Annotated in this window: 16 protein-coding genes; 6 read left to right on the plus strand and 10 right to left on the minus strand. The window is 65.3% G+C overall.

Features of this window, described 5'->3' with window-relative positions; all coding sequences use genetic code 11:
* Positions 1–265 precede the first annotated feature (265 nt).
* The 5 genes from glpA (at position 266) to RDV55_RS09170 (ending at position 6098) form a co-directional block, all read left to right on the plus strand.
* Positions 266–1852 carry an anaerobic glycerol-3-phosphate dehydrogenase subunit GlpA gene (glpA, locus tag RDV55_RS09150; RefSeq protein WP_111824426.1) on the plus strand — a complete coding sequence of 529 codons (1587 nt, stop codon included), beginning with the start codon at positions 266–268 and terminating at the stop codon, positions 1850–1852.
* The gene (gene glpB / locus RDV55_RS09155) at positions 1849–3099 is read left to right on the plus strand and encodes a glycerol-3-phosphate dehydrogenase subunit GlpB (protein ID WP_111824401.1); all 1251 of its coding nucleotides are present in this window, start codon (positions 1849–1851) and stop codon (positions 3097–3099) included. The genes glpA and glpB overlap by 4 nt, the downstream gene beginning before the upstream one ends.
* Positions 3096–4379 (plus strand): anaerobic glycerol-3-phosphate dehydrogenase subunit C, encoded by a 1284-nt coding sequence (locus RDV55_RS09160; RefSeq protein ID WP_111824402.1) that lies wholly within the window; start codon positions 3096–3098, stop codon positions 4377–4379. Before glpB ends, RDV55_RS09160 begins: the two co-directional genes overlap by 4 nt.
* 62 nt (positions 4380–4441) lie before the next feature.
* Positions 4442–5197, plus strand: coding sequence for an SDR family oxidoreductase (locus RDV55_RS09165; protein ID WP_111824403.1), 756 nt, complete (start codon positions 4442–4444; stop codon positions 5195–5197).
* Between the two features lie 226 nt (positions 5198–5423).
* On the plus strand, positions 5424–6098 hold the full coding sequence (locus RDV55_RS09170) for a hypothetical protein (protein ID WP_111824404.1): 675 nt from the start codon (positions 5424–5426) through the stop codon (positions 6096–6098).
* 40 nt (positions 6099–6138) lie between these two features.
* Here the strand turns inward: RDV55_RS09170 and RDV55_RS09175 are convergent, their stop codons facing one another.
* From RDV55_RS09175 to RDV55_RS09205, 7 genes are all read right to left on the minus strand, one after another.
* Complete coding sequence (locus RDV55_RS09175) at positions 6139–6945, minus strand: sulfite exporter TauE/SafE family protein (protein WP_111824405.1); 807 nt, start codon at positions 6943–6945, stop codon at positions 6139–6141.
* Positions 6935–8212: an anaerobic sulfatase maturase gene (locus RDV55_RS09180; RefSeq protein ID WP_111824406.1), complete on the minus strand. Its 1278-nt coding sequence runs from the start codon at positions 8210–8212 to the stop codon at positions 6935–6937. The genes RDV55_RS09175 and RDV55_RS09180 overlap by 11 nt, the downstream gene beginning before the upstream one ends.
* Complete coding sequence (locus tag RDV55_RS09185) at positions 8209–9426, minus strand: ROK family transcriptional regulator (RefSeq protein WP_111824407.1); 1218 nt, start codon at positions 9424–9426, stop codon at positions 8209–8211. The genes RDV55_RS09180 and RDV55_RS09185 overlap by 4 nt, the downstream gene beginning before the upstream one ends.
* Positions 9427–9582: 156 nt before the next feature.
* Positions 9583–11103, minus strand: coding sequence for a sulfatase family protein (locus RDV55_RS09190; RefSeq protein ID WP_111824408.1), 1521 nt, complete (start codon positions 11101–11103; stop codon positions 9583–9585).
* Positions 11104–11145: 42 nt separating this feature from the next.
* A complete protein-coding gene (locus RDV55_RS09195; RefSeq protein ID WP_174703846.1) occupies positions 11146–12594 on the minus strand; it encodes a sugar porter family MFS transporter in 1449 nt (482 codons plus the stop codon).
* Positions 12595–12728: 134 nt separating this feature from the next.
* Positions 12729–13577: a TIGR03943 family putative permease subunit gene (locus RDV55_RS09200; protein WP_111824410.1), complete on the minus strand. Its 849-nt coding sequence runs from the start codon at positions 13575–13577 to the stop codon at positions 12729–12731.
* Positions 13574–14494 (minus strand): permease, encoded by a 921-nt coding sequence (locus tag RDV55_RS09205; protein WP_373462914.1) that lies wholly within the window; start codon positions 14492–14494, stop codon positions 13574–13576. The genes RDV55_RS09200 and RDV55_RS09205 overlap by 4 nt, the downstream gene beginning before the upstream one ends.
* A 531-nt stretch (positions 14495–15025) precedes the next feature.
* Between RDV55_RS09205 and ileS the strand changes: the two genes are divergently transcribed.
* The gene (gene ileS / locus RDV55_RS09210) at positions 15026–18304 is read left to right on the plus strand and encodes an isoleucine--tRNA ligase (protein ID WP_111824413.1); all 3279 of its coding nucleotides are present in this window, start codon (positions 15026–15028) and stop codon (positions 18302–18304) included.
* Positions 18305–18422: 118 nt separating this feature from the next.
* Here the strand turns inward: ileS and RDV55_RS09215 are convergent, their stop codons facing one another.
* From RDV55_RS09215 to RDV55_RS09225, 3 genes are read right to left on the minus strand one after another with little or no spacing between them, the layout of a single operon-like run.
* Entirely contained in the window at positions 18423–18968 is a 546-nt protein-coding gene (locus RDV55_RS09215) for a hypothetical protein (protein WP_009211710.1), read from the minus strand.
* Positions 18955–19671, minus strand: coding sequence for a hypothetical protein (locus RDV55_RS09220; RefSeq protein ID WP_111824414.1), 717 nt, complete (start codon positions 19669–19671; stop codon positions 18955–18957). The genes RDV55_RS09215 and RDV55_RS09220 overlap by 14 nt, the downstream gene beginning before the upstream one ends.
* A gap of 39 nt (positions 19672–19710) precedes the next feature.
* A complete protein-coding gene (locus RDV55_RS09225; protein WP_111824415.1) occupies positions 19711–20187 on the minus strand; it encodes a hypothetical protein in 477 nt (158 codons plus the stop codon).
* Between the last annotated feature and the right edge of the window lie 234 nt (positions 20188–20421).

Here is a 20421-nt window from a genome sequence, read left to right on the forward strand (position 1 = left end):
CCTTAACTCTAGGGGGAAAGACACGGGTGAGGTGATATGAGCGTCCCTCGGGCGACGCGTGTGTCGATTTACGTGATACCGAGGGGATGTTATTCGTCGTTTTTGACTGGATTTGTGTGGGCGAGTGCGAATGCGACTTTGACAGGGCCCCATTGTGCACGTATGTGCAGAGTCTTGTGTGCATTCGTGCAAAGGGGCTCTGAAAGGGCATCATGGAAGGAGCAACGAAGCACTTCCTCATCACGAGGTGAAGGGATTTTTTACGGTGAAGACACTTCGCACTGACGTGTGTGTCATCGGTGGCGGATCCACCGGTGCTGGCGTCGTCCGCGACGTCGCCATGCGCGGCTTCTCAGCCGTCCTCGTCGACCGGGCGGATATCGCTCAGGGAACCTCCGGTCGCTTCCATGGCCTGCTCCACTCGGGTGGCCGCTACATCGCATCCGATCCAGAGTCGGCCACCGAATGCGCCGAAGAAAATGAGATCGTCAAGCGCATCAACGCCAACGCGGTCGAGGCCACCGGAGGCCTCTTCGTGGTAACGGCGCACGACGATGAAGAATACGCGGACCAGTTCCTGGCCCGCGCAGCGGCTGCAAAGGTGCCTGCCGCAGAAATCTCCATCGCTGAGGCGCTGCGCCGCGAACCACGACTCGATCCTCGCATCAAGCGAGCCTTCGAGGTCCATGATGGCACGGTCGATGGATGGCAGATGACGTGGGGAGCGATTCGCTCCGCGCAGGCCTACGGGGCCCAGCTCTTGACCTACCATCGCGTGACCTCCATTGAGCGCGAGGGGGAGCGCATTAGCGCCGTCATCGTTCATGACGAGCGCGGGGGCGAGGACGTGCGCATCGAATGTGGCTTCGTCCTCAACTGCGGTGGCCCTTGGGCGGGACAGATCGCCGCCATGGCTGACTGTCACGGCGTTGACGTCGTCCCCGGCGCCGGCATCATGATCGCGATGAACCACCGCATCAGCCAGTCAGTCATCAACCGCTGCGTGTGGCCCGCCGACGGCGACATCCTTGTGCCCGACCACACCGTGTGCATCATTGGCACGACCGACCTCAAGGCCGAGGACCCGGATCGTCTATCCATCCCCGCCGACCAGGTCCAGCAGATGCTCGACTCCGGCGAGGCCATGATCCCCGGCTTCCGAAAGGCCCGCGCCGTGCACGCCTGGGCCGGCGCGCGCCCCCTCGTCAAGGACTCACGTGTGTCCGCAACTGACACCCGACACATGGCGCGCGGCATGAGCATCATCGACCACAACACGCGCGACGGCATCTACGGCATGCTCACAATCGCGGGCGGCAAGCTCACCACCTACCGTCTCATGGCCGAGCGCATCGTCGACATCATGTGCGAGGAGATGGGCGAGAAACGCGCCTGCAAAACCGCCGACGAGGCCGTCCCGCCCGCCAAGGAAGAGCGCCTCTACACGATCGGCCACCGCCTCGACAACGTCGAATCGCGCAACGAATCCCCTTCCCACGAGCAGATCATCTGCGAGTGTGAGATGGCCACGCGCGCAATGCTCGAAAACGTCATGGACACCCTGCCCAAGGGACAGCTCGATGACGTGCGTCGCCAGATGCGCCTGGGCATGGGACCCTGCCAGGGCGGCTTCTGCTCCCAGCGCGCCGCTGGCATCGCCCACGAGCGCGGTGACATCGACTCGATGCGCGCTAACTCCCTCCTGCGTCTCTTCCTGAAGAACCGCTGGATCGGTCTGTGGCCCATCATCTTCGGCAAGCAAGCCAGGCAGGCCGCGCTGGATGCCTGGATCCACGAGGGCACGCTCGATGTCGAGCACCTGCCCGCACCCAGCGAGGAGGTTGTTCGATGAGAGACGTCGTCGTTATCGGCGCTGGCCTGGCAGGCCTGGCCGCCGCAATCAAAGCCGCTCACGCAGGTCTGAGCGTCACTCTCGTCACGAAGGGCGTGGGTGGCATCCAGCTCGGTACAGGCACGGTCGACATCCTCGGCTACCGCCCCGAGCCCGTCGACAATCCGCTCGAGGCGCTGGAAGCCCACGTGGCCTCCCGTCCAACCCACCCATACAGCCACGTCACCCCCGACCACGTCGGCACCTCCGTCGCGTGGCTGCGAGACCTCGTCGGCTCCGATTTCCTCGTCGGCAATGAGAAGCGCAACGTGCTCATCCCCACCGGGGTCGGCGCGCTACGCCCCACCTGCCTGATTCCGCCCTCCATGGAGGCCGGCATCCCTCAGGCGGGTGCCCGCTACGCCATCGTGGGCCTCACCCGTTTCAAGGACTTCTACCCCGGCCTCGTCGCCGAAAACCTCACGCGACAGAACGGGCCCGATGGCATCCCGATCAAGGCGCGTGCCCTATCCGTGGACTACGTCGTGCGCGAGGGCGAGATCGACTCGAGCGGCACGAACCTCGCGCGCAGCCTCGACCACGAGGAGAAGCGCGCACGCCTGGCAGACCAGATTCGCCCCCTCCTGGAAGACGGTGAGATCGTCGGCCTGCCCGCGGTCCTGGGCCTCGACGATCCGAACGCGTGGCGCGACCTTGCGGACAAGCTCGGACACCCCGTCTTCGAGATCCCGATCCAGCCGCCGTCAGTTCCCGGCATGCGCCTCAACGCTCTGCTCACGCGCATCGCCTCCGACAAGTGCCGCGTCATCCTCGGATCCGCGATCAAGGCCGTCCACACCAACAACGGACGCGTCAGCGCAGTCGAATACGCCAGCGCGGGACGCTCAACGATCGTTCACACTCGGTCCCTGATCCTGGCCGCCGGCGGCTTCGAATCCGGCGCCCTGGACATGGACTCGTACGGCACCGTGCGCGAGACCATCTGCGGGCTGCCCGTCATGGGTGCATCCGGGCAACTCCTGCACGCGGACTTCTGGGGCGAGGACCAGCCCCTCTTCCTGTCCGGACTCGCCGTCGACGACAGCATGCGCGTCCTCGACGAGGAAGGCGCACCGGTGTGCGCCAACCTGTACGCCGCCGGAGGCAACCTGGCCGGCGCCACCCGCTGGCGCGAAAAGAGCGGCGAAGGAATCGCGCTGGCCAGCGCGCTCGCGGCCGTCGACTCGATCGTGGAGGAACTGAAATGACCCTGGAAATGTCAACGCTGATGGGACCGGGCGTGGAAGAAGAGGACGTCTTCGCCCTCACCGGCGATGCCGCGCTGCGCGCCAGCCTCGACTCGTGCGTGAAGTGCACGATCTGCGAGACCCAGTGCCCGGTCATGCGCGTCGCCGACCTGTTCGCCGGCCCCAAGTACTCCGGCCCCCAGGCCGAGCGCTTCCGCAAGGACGGGCAGATGGTCGATAAGTCCATCGACTACTGCTCCTCGTGCGGCACCTGCTCGCTGGTGTGCCCCCAGGGCGTGAAGGTCACCGAGATCATTCACCACCGTCGCACCGCCATGAAGGAAGCCCACGGCATCCCCATGCGCGACCGCCTTATCGGACGCACCTCCCTGATCGGCACCATGATGACGCCGGTCGCCCCCATCGCGAACTGGGCGCTCGACGTCAAGCCCATCCGCATGGTGATGGAGGCAATCATTGGTGTGCACCGCTCCGCTCCCATGCCTCGGGCCTATGGACGCACCTTCGAGTCATGGTTTAAGAAGCATACGCCGCTGCCGAACTCGGGCACACGCGGCCAGGTGATCTTCTTCCACGGCTGCGCCGGCCAGTACTTCGAGGTCGAGACCTCGATCCACTCGGTCATGGTCCTCGAACACTTGGGCTACGAGGTCCTGGTCCCCAAGCACGGCTGTTGCGGCCTGGCCCTGCAGTCCAACGGCCTGTACGACGACGCGCGCAAATACGTCTCGAAGCTGACCAACGACCTGCGTAGCGTCAACCGCGACGCCCCGATCATCTCCGCGTCGGGCTCGTGCGGTGGGATGCTGCGCCACGAGGCTCACGAGATCCTCGAGATGGACACCCCTGAGCTGCGCGACGTGGGCGCACGCACGTGGGATATTAGCGAGTTCCTGCTTCACCTGTACGACCAGGGTGAGCTGGACACGAACTTCCAGCGCATCGAGGTCACCATCCCGTACCATGCTCCCTGCCAGGTCAAGTCCCAGGGACTGGGCAAGCCTGCGATCGAGCTCATGAGCCTGATCCCCGGCGTGACCGTTAAGGATTCCGAGCAGCCCTGCTGCGGCATCGCGGGCACCTACGGCATGAAGAAAGAAAAGTATGCGATCGCCCAGGCCGTCGGCGCCCCCGTCTTCGACTTCATCAAACAGGTCAACGCTGAGCTGGCGGCCTGCGACACGGAGACATGCCGCTGGCAGCTGCGCACGGCCACGGGCGCGAACGTTGTTCACCCGATCTGGCTGATCCACAAGGCCTACGGCCTGCCCAACGGCTGAGGCCTCAACGAGTATCCCCGGGCGCGCACCTCGATGCGTGCCCGGGGATATACTATCGAGCCATGAGTATCTCGCGCCGCGTCGTTGTCACTGGAGCCTCCACTGGAATCGGGCAGGCCACCGCCCGACTCTTGGCCCAGCGAGGGTGGAGGGTTGTCGCCGTGGCTCGGCGCCGCGAACGCCTGGAGGCCCTTTCTGACGAGATCGGCTGCGAGTACTGGGCGGCGGATCTGACCGATGCGGCGCAGGTGGAGGACATAGCCTCTCGCATCATGGAGGGCGGACCCGTCGATGCCCTGGTGAACAACGCAGGCGGGGCGATCGGCGCGGACCGCGTCGCCGATGCGGATCCCGCCGCGTGGAGCGCGATGTTCGAGCGCAACGTGTTGACGGCCCTGCACTGCTCGCGGGCCTTCCTTCCGGCGATGCGCGAGCGCGGGGGAGACCTCGTATTCCTCACCTCAACCGCCGCTCACGACACCTATCCCGGTGGCGGGGGCTACGTTGCTGCCAAGCACGCCGAGCGCATCATCGCCAACACGTTGCGCCAGGAGCTGGTGGGGGAGCCCGTGCGTATCATCGAGATCGCCCCTGGAATGGTGCGCACCGAGGAATTTGCTCTCAACCGGCTCGGCTCCCAGGAGGCCGCCGACCGCGTGTACGAGGGGGTTGCTGCGCCGCTCATTGCCGAGGACATCGCCGAGGCGATCGCGTGGACCCTTGAGCGCCCGTCCCACGTCAATATCGACTCCATGATCGTGCGCCCAGTCGCTCAGGCGACGAACACTCTCGTGGCCAGGAATATTCCCGGACAGTAGTGCCGCGGCGCTGATGTCGGGGGAACGAGGCCGGGGCCGCTCGCGTGCTGGGTGCGCGCAGCGGTCCCAGCTTCGGGCATGCGCCGACAAGCAAGGCCATGTGACGGATCGCAAGAGGCCTCTTGTCATTCACAGCCTTTTCACAGGTGGGCCATAACGCCCGCTTATGGAGCGCCCTTAATCTGCGAAGCAACGAAGCACAATCAGCAGAAAAGGAGCGCCCCTCATGGCGGACGACAACAAGAACCTCGCAGGTGAGACCGAGCGCACTTCGATCCTGCCCCAGTCGGGTGCCCAGGGCGCAGATCAGACGGAGGTTTTGCCCACGCGTACGCCCCAGGCGAAGACGACTCAGATGCCCTCCGCCTCGCATCAGGAGGGTACCAGCGCGTTCGCCGGCACGCCGCTGGAGTCCGTCGCGCGCCCTTCTGGCGACGAACACCCGGGCGAGGAGGCCGTGGCGGCTGTCGCTCAGGTATCGGAGTCCGGGGCGAAGAAATCGTCGTGGGGACAGCGTGCAGCGATCGCCGGTGCCGCCGCAGCCTTCCTGTCCCTTGGGTTCGGCGTCGGCATGATCACCCACGCCGCCGTCGTGGGAGATGGTTACGACCACTACGAGCAGGGCTACGAGGACGGCTACGAGGGTGGATACGAGGACGGCTACGAGGACGGCGACAGCGACCAGGGAGACGGCAGCGAGGACGAGGATGTTGCTTCCGGCGATGATGATGAGCATGGGCCGGGCAATGGTCAGCAAGGCCCCGGTAGCGGCCAGCAGAGCGACAGCCGCGGTACCCGTCCGGGCGCACCTGCCCCAGGTGGACGAGGACCGGGAAGCAACAGCGGAGGCCAGGGCAGTCGTGACATCTCAATGCAGGGAGAGGGAACGACTACCAGCTGAACGCTGAGGGCGCGCGAGACTACGAGTGTCTCACGAGCCCTCAGGCGAGGGTAGCGACCAGCGTCGAGACTGCGACAATCGCGAGAAGAGCCGCGAAAACGAGGCCGAGCACCCGATTCGACACCCTCTTGGTGAGCCTGGCTCCCACGATGCCGCCGCCCATCGAAGCCGCGGCGAACAGTGCGACCAAAGCCCCGGCCTCGGGCGTGATCGTCAGGGTCCCGCCCAGAAGTCGTGAGGCCAAGCCGAAGGCGGCTGTGATCAGCATGACGAGCAGGGACGTGGCCGAGGCTTTCTTCATTGGGTAGCGCAGCGCCAGGTGCAAAGCGGGCACGATGGCGAAGCCGCCGCCAACGCCAAAGAAGCCCGTGAGGAATCCCGTCAGTGTCGCCAACGCAATCACCCGAGCGGCGGTCGAGATCCGTGAGGGCGTGTGAGCGCCGGAATAGGACAATGCGTTGGTCGAAGCGGGCGGAGAAGAATGAGCGGGGGACAGCTGCGCGCGCACCATGAACAGCGCGACCAGTCCCAGTAGGGCGCAAAACGACAACAGGAGAGCGCGCGCAGACACGAAAGGCCCCAGTGTTGAGCCAGCCCACGTGCCCACAAGGCCGGCCAGAGCAAAGAGAGAACCCTCGCGCCAGGCGACGTTCCCGGAACGCATCCGTGTTACCAGTGATACCGCGGCAGTGAGACCCACGATGATGAGCGATAGACCGGTTGCCTGATGCGGTTCCTGCCCCAGGACGTAGACGAGGATGGGCACGGACAAAATGCCTCCCCCCGCACCCAGAGATCCGACGACGATGCCGACGAATGCGCCGACAATGAGTGCTTTAACGATCATGACCAGCCTTCGACACAATTGGCTGCGATAGGGACAAGCCGAGGGACGAAGCAACGGTGGGGTCCGCGATGTCCGAGGCCGGCCTGCCCGCCGCTATCAGCATGCCCATTGCGCGTAGGGCCGGCATCGCGTGCTCGAAGAAGGCGCGGTACCCCTCGCACAGGTAGTTATGCCTGGAGGAGCCGCGTTCGACGAAACGGTCTTTCGGGCATCCGCCCCAGCACAGGCGCAGGTGCGGGCACGCTTGGCATTCATCGTCGACGTCCGGCTTGAGTCGCGCAAAGTCACGCATTTTCTCGGAGGCAGCCAGATCAGCAAACGACGAAGAGTTGATAGAGCCGACCAGCCAGTCGGGTTCCACCCAGTGGTCGCAGGCGTAGACGTCCCCGTTGAATTCCATTGCCATGTTCGCCCCGCACTGGGGTGCGTGCACGCACACCGTGGCCGAGCCGAACATGGCCGACAGGGTCGAGTCCACGTCCTGGATGAAGACCTCGCCGACGTCGGATGCCAGCCACTGGTCGAACACCTCGCATAGGAAGTTCCCGTAGCGGCTTGGAGTCGTGGAACGGCTCGTCACGCAGTCCCCATCCTGTCGGTACAGGAGCGCAGAAGTGCCCGAGCGCCAGCCGCGCTCGGCCTGGGCCAGGTCGGCGGCGCGCACACGCTCGACGATGGGGATGAACTGCAGATATCGGGCCCCTAGATCGTCACGGAAGTAGCGGTATACCCGGGCCCCGTGGTCCTCGTTCGCGGCGTTGACCGTGCACAGAATGTTCGTCTCCACGCCCGCGCGGGCGAGGGCCTCCCAGCCGCGCACAACCATCGCGTGGGTGCCGCGCCCGCCACGGTTGAGCCGGTAGGCGTCGTGCAGGGGAGCGGGCCCGTCAATGGACACGCCCACGAGGAAGTTGTGGTCCGCGAAAAAGCGGGCCCACGCGTCGGTCACCAGCGTGCCATTGGTTTGCAGTGCGTGACGCACGCGCTGGGTGGGTCGGCGGTAGGCCTCGCACAGCTCGATGAGGCGCTCAAAAAAAGGCAGACCGCGCAGGGTCGGCTCCCCGCCCTGCCACAGCATCGTCACCTCGCCGTCGGTGCTCGAGTCCAGGAACGCCTCGACGTAACGTTCCAAGGTCTGCTCGGACATAGTCTGCGCGGCAGCGTCGTAGAGCAGTTCCTTGGACAGGAAAAAGCAATACTGGCAATCCAGGTTGCAGGCTGCTCCCGTCGGTTTAGTGACCACGGAGAAGGGGATTGGGCGCGTCACGGCCGCTCCCCTCGAACGACGCTCGCCCTCAACGACGAGGCCGGCTCCTCCCGCTGGGGTGAGCCTTCCTCGGGGCAGTGGGCAGCCGGGTCGTCCTCCTCAAAGGGATGGGCGGCTATATACGCGCTGGCCTGAGCAGCGCCCAGGGGCCCCAGCGATGCCCCCACGACGTCGATGTCCCACTCCATGACGGGAAGGAGCTCCCCGTACATGGAGGCCGCTATGTCGGATCGCAGGGAGGGGAACGCGTCGACGATTTCGCCGGCAACGATGATGGCCCTCGGGTTAATGAGGAGCGCGGCCGACCCGAGGACATAGCCGACGGCCTGCGCCGCTCGCTCCAGGGCCTCGCGCGCATGCGTGTCACCCGAGAGGACAGCGGCTCGCAGCTGAGCAATATCGGCAACGCCCGCGCGCTCACACAGCGCCGGGACGGAGGCCAGCGTCTCGAGGCACCCACGCTTGCCACAGGCGCAGGGTGAGTCATTGGACCCCACCGTCATGTGTCCCAGTTCCCCGGCCAGGCCACCCGCACCGCCAACCAGGCGAAAATCGGAGACGACGCAGCCGCCCACGCCTCCCGACAGGCGCAGATAGATGAACGAGGACATGTCCGCGCCCGCGCCCCACAAGGCCTCCGCCAGTGCCGCCACACGCACGGTGTTGTCGACGACCGGGAGCGGATCCCACCAGCGACGCGTGAGCTCGCTGAGCTCTTCCATGGTTGGGTATGCGTCCGAGGAAAGCCTGGCGTTACGCCCCATCGGAATGGGAACCCCCACGCCCACCGCGCGCACCGTCGAGGTGTCGATCCCCTGACGGGCCGCGCTCGCGGCGAGGGCCTCGCAGGTCTGTTCGAGAGAGAGCTGGAGGGAAGGGGAGGTGGGGGAGACGATGTGGACGGCTGCCAGGACGGTGCCGTTGCGCGAGAGCATGACGCCCGCGCATGACGTGCGCGTGACGTTCAGGCCGACGCAGTGTACCGCCGAGGAGTTGAGGGTGAGGAGTTGGGTGGGCCGGCCTCGTCCGGGGGCGTTCGTGCGCACCGGAGTCACTGAGCCCTCGTCGAGGAGGGTGGTGAGCGCGCGCCCCAGGTTCGTGCGCGAGGTGTCGAGCGCCTCGCATAGCTGGGAGCGCGTCGCGGGGGCTTTGGTCAGGCGGGCGACGATGCGGTCTTCGAGGGTGGGCAGAGGTCTGCGTGTGGGGTATTGCATGCCTCTCCTTTCCGACGCTTCATCTTTGGTGCCCGATCGGGGCGCTTCGACCTCGTTGACAGTTTCTATGATACGCGTCACTGTGAGGGGTGTGTAGGGCGCGAGTTTGCCTCGGCGGCGGGGGCGCGTCAGTCCTCCCGCCGCCGAGGCCGGGGGTTAGTCGCTCGTGACCTCGTCGAGGTCGGAGCGAGCCGTGTTCACCAGCGGGACGTCGAAGTCCGTCATCGCCGCCATCCACTTGGCGAAGGAATGGTCCCCGCGCTCGCGCAGCTGCAGGTACAGGTTCGTCGCCAACTCCCTGCGGATCTCATCGTAGACGGGCACGGTGTACACGTTGTTCATCTCCGCCGGATCCAGGCGCAGGTCGTAGAGCTCGTTGATCGACTCGGGGTTGATGACGAGCTTGAAGTCCCGCGTGCGCAGCATGCGCTGCTGGAGGGGGAAGTGATGGCCGTGGAACTCGCACACGATGTCTTCGCGCCAGCCTTCGACGTCCTCGCCGCGGGTCAGGTCCACGATCGAGCGGCCATCCTCCACGAGCGAGGTGTCCAGACCCGCGATGTCGAGCACCGTGGCCGGCAGGTCGATGAGGGAGACGAACGCGTCGGAGCGGCCCACGGTCGAGACGCCGGGGATGTGGGCGATGAAAGGGACGTTGTAGATGTCGTCGTACATCATCGGGCCCTTGTCGTTGAGGCGGTGCGAGCCCGTGAACTCACCGTGGTCCGCGCAGAAGAAGACCGCCGTGTCGTCCAGGATGCCCAGCTCGCGCGCCACGTCCATGATGCGCCCGATCTCGAAGTCGATCATGGCCGTGTATCCCCAGTAGACCGCGATGAGCTTCTTCCACTGCTCGTTCGTGAACGAGGACGTGGACCAGTAGGTCGCGTAGTTCTCCTGGATTGGGGGTTTGCCGATGAGGGAGTCGCCGAAGTTTTCCGGCAGCTCGACGTCGTCTGGATCGATGAGGTCGAACCACTCGTCGGGCAGGAAGTAAGGCAGGTGGGGGCCGAAGAAGTGCACGTCGAGGCAGAAGGGCTGTCCCGAGTCCTTCCAGTCGGCCGCGTACTCACGCAACTTTTCGATCGCGCGGTCCGCCAGGAAGCGCTCGAAGGTGGCCTCCTCGGGCTGGTCGAGGCGCGCGGCGATGATGTGGCCGTCGCGCCCGCCGGGCAGCTTGCCGCGCCACAGGTCGTGCGCGCGAACAGGCGGGAGGTTGTTGGCCTCGAGCCAGGCGACGTACAACTCGTTGGCCACCGGATTTTCGGCACCCCAGTAGGTGTCGTCGTCCGCGCCGAACTTGTCGGGCAGGTTGTAGCCGCAGTGGTACTTGCCCACGATGCCGACGTTGTATCCGGCGTCGCGCAGCTCCTGCGTGTATGTCCACGTTCCCTCGGGGATCGAGACCTGGTAGGCGATGTTCCACTCGGGGTTGGCCAGCACCTGGTGCTTACCTGGGCGCTTGCCGGTGAGCAGCGAGGCGCGCGCCGGCGTGCAGATAGCTGTGGGGGTGAAGCAGTGGGTGAAGGCGAATCCGGATTCGCCCATCGCATCGATGACGGGGGTGCGCGCATGGGGGTTGCCCAGGCAGCCGATCGTGTCGGTGCGATGCTGGTCGGTCATAATGACCAGGACGTTGCGCACGTTGTCGGGAATATCCCGAGTCGTATCAGTCATTGCAATGCCTTTTCGTCGTTGAAATAGAAGGGGGGGGAGTGTTCACTTCTGGGTGATGACCTTGTCCATGTCCTCAAGCTCGGCACCGCTGGTCTCGGTGAGGAACTTCGCCGTGAAGATGACTGCGAGGACGCCGAAGGCGCAGTAAATCCAGTAGGTGCCAGCGGGCGACCAGCCGATGAGGAAGGGGAAGAGGAGGACAACCAGGAAGTTGACGAGGAAGTCGGCGCCCGATGCGAGCGACATGGCGCCACCGCGGATCGAGTTGGGGAACATCTCGCCCATGACGATGGAGAAGATGGGGCCCCACGAGGAGGTGAATCCGAGGAGGAAGGTACACAAGGCCGCGACCGCCAGGAATGCCAGGACGGGGGAGTCTGCGACATCCGGCTTGCCGTCGACGGTGGGGGCGACCGTGAAGACCGTGGCCACGATGCCCAGCGATACGAAGATGAGGGTGCCGCCGTAGATCAGCATGCGCTTGCGGCCCACGCGGTCCACCAGCATGATGCCCGACAGGACGCCGACGATCTTGAAGGCGGTGATGAGCAGGGTCTGGGCCAGGGCCATCGACTCGGTGAAGCCGACTGCGGCGAACAGGGAGTTGGAGTAGAAGAAGACGCCGTTGATGCCGGTGAGCTGCTGGAACGCGGCGATCGCCATGCCGACAAACACGAGGCCGCGCCACTGCGAGGACAGGATCTGCCCGATCGACAGCTTCGCGCCGCCCGTGATTGTCAGGGACTGGGCGATGGCTTCGACACGGTCTGCGGGGTCTTCCTCGCCGGACAGCTTGGCTAGGATCTCCTCGGCCTCCTTGGTGCGGCCCACGGAGACGAGGTAGCGGGGAGACTCGGGAATCTTCGCCGTGAAGATGACGAAGAGGAGGGCCGGGATGATGAGGCAGGCGAAGAGGACCTGCCAGGTCATGAGGCCGCCGAACGCCGGCTTAGCGGCGCCGCCTGTGATCGAGACGACCGCGGTGTTGATGAGGCCGGCGAAGAACAGGCCCAGGATGATCGCGAGCTGGCGGAAGCCGATGAGACGCCCGCGGATGTCTGCGGGCGCAATTTCCGCGACGTAGCCGGGGGCAACCGTGGTCGCCGCGCCGAAGCCGATACCGCCAACGATGCGGGTCAGGAGGAGGAAGGGATAGCCGAAGCTGCCCAGGAGGGGAGAGATGGGGCCGAGGAGGGCCTCAAAAAGCAGGAAGGGGCCGACCCACATGAGCGTGGTCTTGCGGCCGATCTTGTCGGAGATGCGTCCCGCGGCGAGGGCACCGATCAGGCCGCCGATGACACCTGCCGCGCCCGCAACGCCCTGCAGGATCGGGCCGAGCTCGAAGGTGGATCCCACGGCCTTGATGGCGGCGTTGAGGACCATGCCCTCGAATCCGTAGAAGAAGGGGCCGAGGGTGGCGATGAGAGCGAGAGTCGTTGCGTAGCGCCTCGCTTGCTTCTCGCGGGGTGTGAGTGTGGTTGTCGATGACATGTCTTCATCCTTGAAGGTGTGGTGATGCGCCCGCGCCTGCCGTGTGCGCTTCATTCACCGTACGCGCGCATTTTTGTGTCCGAAGTAACGGACATAAACAGACGTAGTGAACTAGGTCACTAGAATGTGTGAGTTTAGCGTGTCTGAAGGACGAACTCCGGATTTGGAGTATCCGCCGGCGTCACCGAGTCAGCCTCGATCAACAGTGCTTTCGTGCCGCGTACCCGCAGCGTGCCGCTCACGTGCACCCAGCTATCGGCTTCGGGGGTGGGGCCGCTCCAGCGCACCGCGAAGCCAACCGGGTACGCGTCAGCCGCGCAGCACCAGATCGCCATGCGAGCCACAGCGAAACTCTCTTCCTCCGTCACGCGTGGAATGGAAGCCTGGCCACGGGCTGCCTCCGGACTCACCACGAAACCGACGAGGTCGATGCGCTGGCCGTCGTGAGCGCGCCCGTTGGCGATCAGTTCCTCGACCTGCCCGTAGAAGTTGTCCGTCGTGAGCTCGAGCGTCCCCGCCGACGGCACCGCAGATGCGCCCCCACTCTGGCTATCGGTGGAGGGGGTGTCGCCGTCCGAGGAGGAAGTCGGCGCGGAGCTAGTCTCTTCATTGCCAGCGTCGAGGCCGGGGTTCGCACCCGCGTCAGCCCCGCGGGCGCTCCACGCGGTGGATGCCAACTCCGACGGAGAGACGTGGAAAGGAAGAACGATGAGTGCGCTCGCAACGAGCGCGACAAAGGTGCGCGTCAGCGCATGACGAGCCTGATCGCTGTCGTTCTGTGCGTGTTCGCTCAAGCCGAGCCGAGCGGACAGGGCGAGCGAACAGGCAAGCAAGCCAACTCCCGAAGCAATGATCCCCAGGCGCGCGGACGGGGGCACGAACGACGCGTAACGGCCCGAGAGCGACAGCCAAAGGAGTCCGCCACCCAGGCATGCCAGCGACAGCGACTGCGCAATCGGAGCGAGTCGATCAAGAACCTTCACGAGAGTGCCCCCATCCACCAGGCGCAGCCGATAACGAGCGCTGCCACAGCCGTCACCGTCACGAACAAACGAACCACGAACGCGATGCGGAACTGTGAAGCCAGGAGGGCTACGTTCTTGATGTCCATCATCGGCCCGTAGACCATGAAGCCCATGAGCGCGCCCGTTGGGGCGAGGGAAGCCAAAGATCGGGCGATCACCGCGTCAGAAGACGAACAGAGGGAGAGAGCGAAACCGGCACCCATCATGAGCGCCAACGCGCCGGGCGCGGGCAGTCCTGCGAGCAGAGACGACACCGGCCAGAAAACCTGAGCGAGTGTGGACGCGGCAACGCCTCCGAGCAGGTAGGGCAGGATCCTGCCGAAAGATTGACCTGTCGCGCCCAGAACGCCCGAGATTGATCGATCCGGAACCGCGCAGCCACCCTCGCACCCGCACGTGTTGCTGCCGTGGAGATCCGTTTCCTCGTGCAGAGCGCGCGGAGAGGAGACCAACATAGACAGGCCGACCGTGAGTGCGACGACGATACTCAGCCCGATGCGTGCGCCCACCAGCGACCATGAGCCGAAGGCATAATACGTCGAGGCGATCACCAGCGGGTTGATAGCGGGAGACGCCAGCATGAGGGTCGTCGCGGCCGACAGCGGCACCCCCTTGCGCAGCAGCGAACGGAAAATCGGAACCGCCGAGCAGTCGCAGACGGGCAGCAGGAACGCCGCAATGAGCGCGGCAAACACGGATGCGACCGGGTTTGTCGGGAACACGCGAGCGATCAGTGATGGGGAAACGAATGCCTCGATGAGCTCGGCGACGAACACGCCCAGCAGCAGGAAGGGAATCGCCTGCAGCGTCATTCCCACGGCGATCGTCGCCGCGCGGCCAATGGGTAGCCCCGTTGCGGAAATAGCTCCCTGCATCGCCCACACGGCAATCAGCGCGGCCAGAACACATGCGCCGATCAGTGCGCCCCAGGGGCGTACGGTGCGTGTCGTTTCGATTTCAATCACCCCACAACTCTAGGGCAGGGCAGCGCGGTCCTCGCGAGCACGCGCCGAGGCGATGCGAGACGAGGCCAGCGCGGCGCCGGTGGGTGCCGCGGGGTGTCGATTCTTAGGGGGCGAGGCCATGTTCGGGCAGACCGCGACGAGCAAGCGCTGTGCTGTGGTCAGGCAGACGCTGCGCCCGGTGGGCGCACGAGCATTTCTTCGCTACACTGGGTTCTCGCTACGATCCGGCCCGGCAACGGGGCATCACCGGGGAGCATCCGGAAGAAAGAAGGACGCGAGAGCCGGCCACGGCCTCGTCCCCTCGAGTAGAACCGGACGGGAGGGCCCGACACAGCCCCAACGAAGCGGCCGCACCCAGTGAGGGAGCGGCAAGCGGGGTGGTACCGCGGGTGCCGGCGACGCCGGTCCTCGTCCCTGTATAGGCGCGAGACGAGGACACTCATGACGAAGCACGGCTTCTACCCCCGCCACCGGCAAGACGAGGTGGACCCCAGCCCTTCCTTCCCCACGATGGAAGCTGGCACCCTGGCTTTCTGGGCCAGCAACGACACCTTCCGCAAGTCCATTGAGATGCGTGACGCCGGCGAGAACGGTGCCAACGAGTTCGTGTTCTACGACGGCCCGCCTTTCGCCAACGGCCTGCCCCACTACGGTCACCTCCTGACCGGTTACGTCAAGGACGTAGTGGGCCGCTACCAGACCATGAAGGGCCACCGCGTCGAGCGCCGCTTCGGCTGGGACACGCACGGCCTGCCCGCCGAGCTCGAGGCGCAGCGCCAGCTCGGCATCGAGGACGTCACCGAGATCACCCGCGAGGGTGGCGTCGGCATCGAGGCGTTCAACGCAGCCTGCCGCTCCTCCGTCCTGCGCTACACCAAGGAATGGGAAGAGTACGTCACCCGCCAGGCTCGCTGGGTGGACTTCGAGAACGACTACAAGACGCTCGACATGTCCTACACCGAGTCCGTGATCTGGGCGTTCAAGCAGCTCTACGACAAGGGCCTGGCCTACCAGGGCCACCGTGTCTTGCCCTACTGCTGGAACGACCGCACGCCTCTGAGCAACCACGAGCTCAAGATGGACGACGACGTGTACCAGGACCGCACCGACAACACGGTGACCGTGGGCCTGCGCCTCGAAACCAAGCTGCGCGAGGATTCGGCGCGCCCCGAGCTGGCCCTCATCTGGACGACCACGCCCTGGACCCTGCCGTCGAACTCGGCCGTCGCCGTGGGGCCGGACATCGAGTACTCACTCGTCGAGGTCGCGGCCGACCACGAGGGCGTCCTCGCGGGCGAGCGCGTCCTGATCGCCACCGACCTGGTCGGCGCCTACGCCAAGGAACTGGGCGAGGAACCCGCCGTCGTCGCCACCTACAAGGGCTCGGAGCTGGTCGGCGTCCACTACCACCCGATCTACGACTACTTCGACACCCCCGAACGCCGCGCCGAGGGCGGCGCCCCCGGCCCCAACGGCTGGTCCATCATCGCCGCCGACTACGTGACCACCACGGACGGCACCGGCCTGGTCCACCAGGCTCCGGCCTTCGGTGAGGACGACATGTGGACCTGCATGGAGTACGGCATCGGCGTCGTCCTGCCCGTCGACGACGGCGGCGTCTTCACCTCCGAGGTGAGCGACTACGCGGGCATGCAGATCTTTGACGCGAACCGCTACGTTGTGGCCGACCTGCGCGAGCAGGGTGGCCCGATCGCGCGCCGTGCGCCCGAGATCCGCGCCGTTCTGGTGCGCGAGAAGTCCTACGTGCACTCCTACCCGCACTGCTGGCGCTGCCGCAAGCCCCTGATGTACAAGGCCGTGTCCTCCTGGTTCGTGCGCGTCACCGAGATCCGCGACCGCATGGTGGAGTTGAACGAGGAGATCACCTGGACTCCTGCACACACCAAACACGGGATCTTCGGCAAGTGGCTGGAGGGTGCTCGCGACTGGTCGATTTCGCGCAACCGCTTTTGGGGCGCGCCGATCCCCGTGTGGGTCTCTGACGACCCGGCATACCCGCGCACCGACGTCTACGGCTCGATCGCCGAGCTGGAGGCAGACTTCGGCGTGAAGGTCACGGACTTCCACCGTCCCTTCATCGACTCGCTGACCCGCCCGAACCCGGACGACCCGACGGGCAAGTCGACGATGCGTCGCATTTCCGACGTGTTTGACTGCTGGTTCGAGTCCGGATCGATGCCCTTCGCGCAGGTGCACTACCCGTTCGAGAACCAGGAATGGTTCGAGAACCACTACCCGGGCGACTTCATCGTCGAGTACATCGGTCAGACGCGCGGCTGGTTCTACACGCTGCACGTCCTGGCGACGGCACTCTTCGATCGCCCCGCGTTCCGCTCCTGCGTCTCCCACGGCATCGTCCTGGGCGACGACGGCCTGAAGATGTCTAAGTCGCTGCGCAACTACCCGGACGTGGCCGAGGTCTTCGACAAGTACGGCTCTGACGCCATGCGTTGGTTCCTCATGTCGAGCCCGGTCGTGCGCGGCGGCAACCTGATCGTCAAGGAGGAGTCGATCCGCGACACCGTCCGTCAGGTGCTTCTGCCCATCTGGAATACGTACTACTTCTTCACGCTGTACGCGGGAGCATGCAACAAGGGCGAGGGCTACGAGGCGCGTCGTCTGGACCTGTCCTCGGCCGACGTCGTCGCTGCCCTGCCGGAGATGGACCGCTACCTGCTGGCCCACACGCTCACCCTCGCGGAGGACGTGCGCGCCGACCTGGATGAGTACGACGTCGCAGGTGCCTGCGAGGCGATCCGCGAGTACCTGGATGTTCTGACGAATTGGTACGTGCGTACCCAGCGTCAGCGCTTCTGGGATGAGGATGCCTCGGCCTTCGACGCGCTGTACACGGCGCTCGTGACCCTCATGGAGCTGGCTGCGCCCCTGCTGCCGCTGCTGACCGAGGAGATCTGGCGCGGCCTGACGGGTGGGGAGTCCGTGCACCTGGTCGACTTCCCGGTTATCGACGAGGCCGTGGTGGCCCCCGCGCTCGTGGCGGCCATGGACGAGGTTCGCTCGACCGTGTCGGCGGCCCACGCGCTGCGCAAGACGCATCAGCTGCGCGTGCGCCAGCCGTTGGCCTCCCTGCAGGTCGTGTCGGAGAACTTCGCGGACCTGGAGCCTTTCGCGGATCTGATCGCTTCCGAGGTGAACGTGAAGTCCGTGGTCTTCAACGACCCGCAGAATTCGGGCCTGAGCGTGCGCACCGAGCTCGCCCTGAACCCGCGCGCCTTCGAGCCGTCGGTTCGTAAGCTGACGAGCCAGCTGTTCAAGGCACAGAAGGCCGGCGAGTGGGAGATCACCGAGGACGGCGCATGCCGCTTCCCGGGCGTGCAGCTTGATGGCGCTCCGCTGGAGCTGACGGGCGACATGTTCTCCGTGTCCACCTCCGTAGACGCCGCCGAGGGCCAGGTCGCGGACGTGCTCGCCTCGGGCACCTTCGTGGTCCTCGATACGGAGCTGACCCCCGAGCTGGAGGCCGAGGGCTACGCCCGCGACGTGGTTCGTGCGGTCCAGGACGAGCGCAAGAACGCCGGCCTACACATCGCTGATCGCATCGACCTGTCGCTGACGGTTCCGTCCGATCACGTGGCCGACGTTGAGACCTGGCGCGACATGATCGCCGCCGAGACCCTCGCCCTGTCGGTTGCGATCGAGCCCGGCGACAAGCTCGCCGTGAGCGTCGCCAAACGCTGAGTGAACCGGTGGGCGGGCTCGAGAGAAACTACTCCCGAGCCCGCCCACTGACGCGTCTGACCCGCGAGAGGTCCCTCTCATGGCGGTGGCTCGTCGCTTGCCCGCGTGTGAGGAGACGCTAGAGCGTCAGCGTGTCTGAGAAGCCGTAGTAGCCGGGTTGTTCCGGCAGGACGACGCCGGCGTCATGCAGATGCTGCAGATAGGGTGTGATCGAGGAAAGATACGGGTGCAAGAGGGGATAGGCATCCGGGTACATGTAGGATTCCAGGTAGTCCTCGTCGGGGAATTGTGTGGAAAAGAGAAGCCTGCGCAGTTCGAGGCTGTTTGTTGCTTCGACACTCATCGTGGGATCGGTGGTGCTCGTGTAACGCGTGACTCGCGGCCAGCGGGTTTTTGAGACCTTCCAGCGTTGATCCGATGGCGCTTCGCCGGGGATGACGATGGGCGGAAACCACAGACTGGCCCGTCGTCGGGCACCGAGTTCGGTGATCAGCATGTACGAGGCCATGACGTCGCTACGCGTCTCCATCGTAAAGCGTGCGCTGGGGTGGCGTTCGGACCAACTGAAGCGGTAGCTGCCCGACGTTTCCCACACTGCGAAAAAGTCGGTGTTGTAGCTTGAAAATGAGTATCCGTGGCCGTCCTGAAAGTCAGCTTGGGCCAAGAAAGTACCCGTACAGAGATTCCCAATCAACGTCTCTAACTTCTCCAACATGCTCCGAGACCCCTTCGATAATGCGTTGCGTGATCAGTTCGTCGATGGTCATGGGTACCCAGTTATCCGCCATCGCCCTCTCGAGGACGCGCACTTGCGGCGTCTGCCCGAAGGATCCCATGTCCTCATCGCGCAGGCTTATCTCGATAACGACGTCCTCGGGGAGAGGCGCATGAGTCAAGCGGAACTGGCGGTATAGCTCGTTGAAGTTGGCGGGCGGTCCCGAGCGAAACTCCGACGGGAAAACCGTTCCGTTAATGATCGGGGTCAGGGTGCGTAAACCGACATGGCCGATGTGGTCTAGCCCGTCGATATCGAAGGCCCTGATGAACTCGGACTTGTCAAGGAAGTACCGGTCGCTGTTGGGGATCTCTGCGTGGTCTCGATCCTCTCGCCACGCCGGGTATCCCCACCCGGGTACCGCATAGCGCGACTCTAGCCATGCGTTGGTTGAGCGAATCTCGGGATCTGTGCCACGGGACATCTGCCACGCGCTGGACATGGTCACATCGCCACCGCACCGGTAGCGTTCCCCCAGGCCTTCCTCTGAGTTGGGCAACATATCCCCGGTGCCGGGTGCTCGGGTGAGAAAGTAAGCGCTCTGGGTCGCGATGTGTTCCCGGTCGTTGGCGGCAGGTAGCTCTTGTGGCATTGGACCTCACTTTTCATCGAGGGCGGTTGGGGGAGTATGTCAACGCGCCGCGCCAATGGCCGCCTTTGCCTGCTTGAGGCTCACGCCGGTGCGGTCCTTGTAGGCCTTGACGGCTTCGACCGTGCGGCCCGAGGCCACCAGCGCGAGTTCCTCCTCGGTCAGGTCCGGGCTCACTCGCTTGATCGCCGCGGCCTCGTCAATGAGTTCCTTGGCGTGCAACAGGTCAGCCCCGGTGCGATCCCGGTAGGCCTTGATGGCTGCGATCTTGCGGCCTGAGGCCACCAGCGCACGCTCGGCCTCGGTCAGCTCCGCTACACCCACCCCAACGGGAGGGACGGTGGGGCCAGCCTCGCCGCCCCCGGAAGGAGCGGGTGCTTCCTGCGCGAGCGCGGTGATCCCTGCCTCGCCGTAAGCCGCGCGAAGGCGCGCCTCAAGGCTCGCCACCTGGCCCTTCAACTGGTGATTCTCGGCGCGCAGCGCCTCGATCTCGGCGGCCTGACCAAACCACTTTCCCATGAGATTGTCCTCCGTCCAAGGGTTTTGCCCCTGAGGGGAAGTGTAGCCGCCCGACAGAAACTCAAACAGGGGTGGAGCGGGTTCGTCTCACCAGCTTCGTTGCGGGGCCGCCCATGGAGCGCAATCGTCCGCGCCCCGAGTGGCGCTCGGCGCGCGGATCGTGAGAGTGGGAACGAGAGCTGCGCGACGGTGCGCATATCTCGCGTGCCGCCTCCCTGCCGTTACACTACTGGG

It is taken from the genome of Schaalia odontolytica (assembly GCF_031191545.1).
GTDB classification, from domain to species: Bacteria; Actinomycetota; Actinomycetes; order Actinomycetales; family Actinomycetaceae; genus Pauljensenia; species Pauljensenia odontolytica.